Annotated in this window: 4 protein-coding genes; all 4 read right to left on the bottom strand. The window is 66.6% G+C overall.

Annotation, left to right across the window (positions count from 1 at the left end):
* Positions 1–635: 635 nt before the first annotated feature.
* Complete coding sequence (locus AB0K37_RS33305; protein WP_363987756.1) at positions 636–1,712, bottom strand: IS110 family transposase; 1,077 nt, start codon at positions 1,710–1,712, stop codon at positions 636–638.
* Positions 1,713–1,965: 253 nt separating this feature from the next.
* Entirely contained in the window at positions 1,966–2,934 is a 969-nt protein-coding gene (locus tag AB0K37_RS33300) for an IS481 family transposase (protein ID WP_363987749.1), read from the bottom strand.
* A gap of 75 nt (positions 2,935–3,009) precedes the next feature.
* Positions 3,010–3,339: a WD40 repeat domain-containing protein gene (locus tag AB0K37_RS33295; RefSeq protein WP_363987755.1), complete on the bottom strand. Its 330-nt coding sequence runs from the start codon at positions 3,337–3,339 to the stop codon at positions 3,010–3,012.
* Between the two features lie 967 nt (positions 3,340–4,306).
* Positions 4,307–5,089 (bottom strand): L,D-transpeptidase, encoded by a 783-nt coding sequence (locus AB0K37_RS33290; protein ID WP_363987747.1) that lies wholly within the window; start codon positions 5,087–5,089, stop codon positions 4,307–4,309.
* Between the last annotated feature and the right edge of the window lie 679 nt (positions 5,090–5,768).

Below are 5,768 nucleotides of genomic sequence, written 5' to 3'. Positions count from 1 at the left end.
CAGCGCGAACGCGCGGCGCCGCCGAACAGCGCGCCAAGACCGCCGAACACGCCGCGCGCGCGGCGCGCGGCGACCGATGACGGCTGCCCCGGCACATCGCCGCTCTACGGCGGATCGGAGGATCCGATGACCGTCTCCCCGCCTCACGTCGGCGCTCCCCTGGATCAGCCGACCGGTGTGTGGCGCTGCCGCACGCTGCCGGTGCGGGTGAGCGCGGGCTGGGCGGGATGCCATGACGGTGGCGAACTGCTCGCGCTACGGATCGCGATGATGCTGGGGGCGATGGCGCCGCAGACCACTGCAGCGGCCCGCACTACCGATCGCCAGTACCGCTGTTCACTTCCGGCGCCGAGGCCGCCACCCACGGCCTGCGTGACCTCGACAACCCCAGCCCGCAGGCAAGGGCCGCGATTGTCAAGATTGAGCTCCGCCGGGCCCGGAACCGCACGAACATTCTCCGGGCAACCCGCAGGCGGACCGAGGAACGCAGTGACCGGTCTCCAGGACTTCCGGTACGCCGCCAGGGTTTAAGACGAAGAACCGGCGCCACGGTCTAGCTGTACTGCCCAGGGACGTTGGTCAGTCTGGTGATGGGTGGTTTGCCGCCGGTTGCGGTGTGGGGCCGGTGGACGCTCCTATGTCCCGTCAAGTGGGAGCGCCGGGGTGGCGGCCGCGTTGAGGTGTCGGTAGATCTGTCTGGCGAGGTAGCGCTTTAGGCAGCGTCGAATCTCTTTTCTGGTGCGTCCTTCAGCGCGGCGGCGCTCGACGTACTCGCGGGTGGCGGGGTCGTGGATCATGCGGGTGATGGTCGCCATGTGCAGGGCGCGGTTCAGGCGTCTGTCGCCGCCCCTGTTGAGTCGGTGGCGGACTGTGTTCCCTGATGACGCGGGAATCGGGTTCACCCCCGCCAGGCAGGCGAAGGCGGCCTCTGAGCGCACCCTGCCGTGGTGTGACCAGGTGGTTAGGCAGACTGCTGCGGTGACCGGCCCGATCCCGATCTTGTCCAGCAGCCCAGCCGCGGGGGTGGAGCGAACCAGGACCTCCATCGTTTTCTGGTTGGCGGCCAACTCTTCGTTGAGGGTGACGATCCGCTTGGCCAGACGCTCCGCCTCAGCACGGGCGGTCGCGGCAGTCAGCGGCTCGTCGCGGGCGCGCCAGCGGGAGATGTCGATGATCTGCTGGTTGCTCAGCGGGTGGCGAGCGTCGACCCCGAGGTCGACGGCCCGCACGAGCGCGATCAGCGCGTTGACGGCAGCTGTGCGTTCTGTGGTCATGTGGTCCCTGGCGGCCAGCAGAACTCGCAGTGCGGCGCGTTCACCCTCGCCATGGCGCGGGTGCCGCAGTTGGTCTTGCTCCAGGGGCAAGGTGGCCTCGGCGATCCTGCGGGCGTCCAGCGGGTCGGACTTGCCGACCCCACGGTGAGCGCGTGCATTCATCCGCGGCGCCTCGAGGACCTGGTAGCCGGCCTCGGCCACGGCATGGGCGAACTGGGCGCCGTAAGTGGCGGCGCACTCGATTACCCACAGGGCAGCAAGGTCGCCGCCAGTCCGGCGGGCAGCCCAGGCGATCGCGCGGGTCATGCCCGCCTTGGTCGTGGGGAACTCGGCCGAATCGATCTGCTGCCCGGTAGCGGCCAGGATGGCCAGAGCATGGTTGCGGGCGTGGGTGTCCACCCCGATGACGAACGGATGGTTGTGCGCGACGATAGTCACGGCGGTCGGAAGTCCTTCCTGTTCCAGGAACACGGTCCGGCCGCTTGCGACCGGCGCCGGCCTGGGGGAAGTCACTTCGGGGCAACACTGTGACGGGCCACGACCTGACGGTCGGGCAATCTCCTGATCAGGACACCGAGGTGGGCCAGGTGGCGCCGGCCGCTCCGTCTCAAGGACGGACAAGTCCACCGAAATGCACCCTGGTGGGGCCAGTGATTGTATGAGTCACGACTTAAGCCGGAGCGACCGACGCCTACCCTGACCGGCCAGTCCCAGACCAGCCACCTAAAGACTCACAGTGATTGTAGAAGTGCAGCCAGGCCGGGAGGGCTTTGCGGCGGGCTTGTTCGGAGTTGTAGAAGCGGCCCAGTGCCCAGCCGTCGGCCAGGGTGCGGTGGAAGCGTTCGACCTTGCCGTTGGTCTGCGGCCGGTAGGGCCGGGTCTTTTTGGGCCGGATGCCGAGCTCGGCACACGCCTGGCTCCAGGCGCGGGACTTGTAGGCCGAACCGTTGTCGCTGAGTACCCGCTCGATGGTGACGCCGCGGGTGGTGAACCAGGTGACGGCATTGCGCAGCACCTCGATCGCGGTGGCAGCCGTCTCGTCGTCGCGGATCTCGGCGTAGGCGACACGGGAGTGGTCATCGACGACGGTGTGCACGAACGCGGTGCCGACCCGGGGCTCGTAGCGGGTGTTGCGGGCGCCGGTGCGGCGGGCAGTGGCCTCACGGTTGCGTTCGCCCTGGACTCTGCCCACAAACCGCCAGCCGCCGCCGTCGGGGATGTTGCCCAGCTTCTTGACATCGACGTGCAGCATCGCGCCGGGCCGGTCGTGTTCATAGCGGCGGATCGGTTCGCCGGTGGCGCGATCGATGTGCGAGAGCCGGTTGAGGCGGCACCGGGTCAGCACGGCGTGGACGGTCGAGGCCGGCATGCCCAGGCGTCCGGCGATCTGCACCGGCCCCAGCCGCTGCTTGCACCGCAGGTGCACGATCTTGCGGATCATCGGCTGCGGGGTGCGGGACGGGCTGTGACGCGGCCGAGAGGACCGGTCGGCCATGCCGGCCGCGCCCTGGGCCCGGTACCTGTCGGCCCAGCGTTTGGCGGTCGGCCAGGACACCTCATAGCGTTCGGCCGCCCGCGCGATGGGCCAGCCGTCCTCGACGATCAGACGCGCCAGCCGAAGACGCCCGCGAGGGGTCAGGGCAGCGTTAGCGTGGGACACGAAGGCCTCCTGTTGGCGGAGCGGTTCCTAGACAGCTCCACTCCACAACCGGAAGCCTTCACCCTTCACGCACATTCACACCGTGTCGTCACACAACCTCAACCAACCTGCCTGGGCAGTACATCTAGCCAGGTCAGGTGGGCGGCATGAGCTGTAGCTGGTAGACCATGCCGTCCACGACGATGACCTTGTCGAAGTCATCGGGGGGAGCCGGCACTGCGACACCCGTCGGTCGCTACGCCACAGCGCCAACTCACCTCCACTCACAAGATCCCACACCCGTACCATGCCGTCGTCGCTGGCGGTGAGGGCGCAGGAGCCGTTCGGGCTGAACGCCACCGCGTTCACGCCGTTCGCATCGCCGGTGAATGAGTTCGAGCGAGTGTCCCGCCGAGATAAGCACACCGGGGGTGCAGAGTTCCACCCACCACGTAGAGTGACCGGCAGCGCGGTCTTCTTGTGGCCTCGTTCACGGTGGGAGAAGGATGATCTCCCAAATTCCTCCCACTGGACCACCCGGTGGCCGACCCCGGAGTCCAAGAAGACCTTGCGGGAGCGAGGTCACGCACCGCCGGTTCGGAATCCGTGACCTCTTAGGAGCTGCGACAACGCCAAAGAGGCCTGCTCTTCATCCGAGCAAGCCTCTGAGCTGGGGAAACGTGGGCGATACTGGGTTCGAACCAGTGGCCTCTTCGGTGTGAAGCAAAGCTGGAAAGTCGATCTAGGTCGATCCGAGTCGAACGGGGAGCCTCTCACCTGCACGAACGCCCTGACTGAGTCGCGTTGAGTCGTTGAGAGCCTGACTGCGGTGGCTCCAAAACTGGCTCCCGCGGCTCCTTGACTGCGGGAGAGCAACCCGTGTCTTTCCGCAACCCGAGATGAGGACGCTAACCAGCCGGCATTCGGGACTAGATCTGGTGTGCGGCGGCAGGGAGGACTCCCGCCGCCTGCTCCTCGGCCAGGCGTCGTCTGACCGAGGGGCGCACCTTTACCGGCGGGGGTCGGCCGACTGTCCGCTGCGGACAGAAAATGCGCGTACCACCTCTGCGACCAGAACGCCGCCGATGTCCCCCGGCAACCGCCACCCGGCTCCGCCATGGCATCGGGGACCTCTGGCTGCAGGGCTGGATCACCCGCCGCCAGCGTCATGAGCGCCTACTAGGACAACGGGTGCCCCACCGCGATCGAACTGGCCCAGCAAGCCTACGACCAGGCAGAATCGCCGCTCCGGCAAGCACAAATCTTCGACATTTTTGGTCGATTCACCGCAGATCTACTGGATTGCGTCCCCAAGACCGATGTGACGTTCAACGTCTGGGCGGTCTGGGTCCAGACGGGCGATCCTCACAGATGGCGAGGTCGAGTCCCGGGATCAGTTGCTGATGAAGACCAGGCTGCCCAACGGCACAAGCGACAGCGCCTTCAATGCATCCTCGGGGACGGCTACGCTGCCCTGGGTGGTCGCCCGCCCGAAGACCGACCGGTCAGGCCAGCCATGGAAGGCGACCGTTCCCGGGCCACCTCCGATAGTGTCGCGGGCTTGCGAATGCGCACCGACGGGGAGGATCAGCGGGCTAGGTCCGGGCTTGGACGGCTTCAGTGAGGCGAGCAGGAACGTGCGGCCGACCGGGGTAGGGGTGGCGGCGGCACCCACCGCAACCTTCCAACTCCCCGTTGGCTTGTTCGACTTCAGCAGGATGAGCCGCCGGTCCGATAGGTCAACCTTGACGACGTAGGGGGTGAACGCCCCTTGCAGACTGTCGTTTGCGGCAATCCACCCGGTAGCGCCATTAGGACGGGATGGCAGCAGCACCTGATGCCAGCCAGTTTGGCTGGCGATCACCGGCATCCAAGTAGGGCTGTTCAGCTGTGTCACTGGCAGCCGTGCGATCGGAGCGCCGCCTGGCCGTTCGTACACCGTCTGCGGCGTATTGGGATGCAGCACCGTCCCGTCGCCGGGTTTGGACGAGTTACCATCCAGCGGCGCCTTGAGAACCGTCGAATCGGTGGTCGCCTCCACGAGCTTCGAATTGTCGACGCCGGCCCCTTGAGCCCGTCCCCCGTGCGAACCGCTGCAGCCGGCCACCGTAACCATGGCGGCAATCGCCGCGGCGCCCGGTACGGCACCAGCCCAGAACTTAAGTCCCACGCCCATCACCCCCTCCTGCGATTCACTGTTAGCAGCAGTTGTATCACACACAGTGATCACATTGTGAGGGGCTCGCCATAGGCGTTTATGACTGTTGACCGTCCCGAAGAGACGTGGCGGGAGGTCCAAAAACAGGTGCTTGTTCCTTTTTCTGAAGAACGTCTAGTTCAGCGACTCGAGGGAGCAGGCGAGTGGGACGAGTTCTTCACAGCGGCCGGTTTGTGCCGTTCGGCCGCGAACGCTCCGCATAAGCCGGGTCTCATTACCTCGATGCGCAAGTGCGTTATCGGAACCCTCGCAGGACGAAGGGCCCGGCCCATGTTTCTGTAGGCCGGGCCCTTCGCGACCCGCTAAGACCCCATCACGAACCTTCGTCGAGACTCAATTCCTCCACGACGAAAGAACACGATGGTTCAGCTCGGCGGGGCCATCCAGTCGGTCACGGAGTAGTCCCCGGTGACCGGCTTAGGAGCGGGTGCCTGAGGAAGCCCGTTGTGGCACGTTTCGGGCTTGCCGTGAGACTGGCACTGCTCCTGGCACTGCTTATCGCAGGTGCAGTCCTTCTGGCCATGGTCGCCCTTGCCATGGTGCTGGCAGGTCGGCTTCGGCTTGGGCGCCGTCCCCGTCGGCTTCGGCGTGGGCTTCGTTGTCGGTGCCGTCACCGTAGGCGTCGGCGTGGGAGCCG

The organism is Actinomadura sp. NPDC049753, from assembly GCF_040674655.1.
GTDB lineage: Bacteria > Actinomycetota > Actinomycetes > Streptosporangiales > Streptosporangiaceae > Spirillospora > Spirillospora verrucosospora.
This window is presented reverse-complemented; position numbering and strand designations above follow the sequence as displayed.